Annotated in this window: 1 protein-coding gene; it reads right to left on the bottom strand. The window is 49.1% G+C overall.

Going from position 1 to position 805, the window contains the following annotated elements:
* The coding region (locus tag GJV78_RS22700) for an IS4 family transposase (protein ID WP_155110311.1) at positions 1-805 on the bottom strand (805 nt) is incomplete at both ends.

Below are 805 nucleotides of genomic sequence, written 5' to 3'. Positions count from 1 at the left end.
CATACTTCGGTAGGCTCTGGCGAGGTGGTTAAGAACGGTGCTCAGCACCGTTCGTCTTAAAATTAGCGGAGAATGTCGCAGGACATTTTCCGCTAATGTCAGATACGAAATGACTCTTCTCGACTTCAGACTGTTCGCCTGATATCTCAGATGTAGTCCTTTATTTTCAGCATGATAACCCAACAGCCACATCACTATAGTTACCAGGGTTGCCAGCAGGCTCAGTACCAGCAGACGACCCGCTGAATGGCTGTGGCTGGCTCTGAGACCAAAACCAAAGCGTTCACTTTTTTCATCCCGGAAGTTTTGCTCTATCTGCATTCTTCTGCTGTATAACTTCATGATTTTTCGGGCCTCAAATTCATTCGTGCTGCTGAAGATTAACCAGGGCTCTTTTGCCGCCTCTCTGCCTGCTTTTTCCTGAGAATAACGTGAGATCCGGCAGCGGACGCGCTGGTTCTTTCTCTCTTTTGATGCTCTTTTATGGAAATAAAAATGGCCCTCACATCGCCCATATTCAGCCCTGACCAGCGTTCCTGCCCCCGGATATTTTGCTTTACTGCTGGCTCGCAACATTTTCAGTTTTAACCATCGTTCAGGAAAACAGGCCAGCCGGAACTGGACGTTTCCCCGTATCCGGCCAATAAAATCCCAGCCCAGTGAGCGGACATGACGGAACCAGGCGCTCTGGAAACCAGCATCAGTAATGATGATGACTTTTTTATCCGGAGAGATGGCTGCTGCAAGTGCATTCAGAAAATCCTTATGCACCTGAGCGTGTTGCTGCCGGGATGAGGGGACAACC

The sequence above is a fragment of the Intestinirhabdus alba genome (assembly GCF_009711095.1).
Lineage (GTDB): Bacteria > Pseudomonadota > Gammaproteobacteria > Enterobacterales > Enterobacteriaceae > Intestinirhabdus > Intestinirhabdus alba.
Note: the sequence above shows the minus strand (reverse complement) of the source record. Positions and strands in the feature narration are given on the sequence as shown.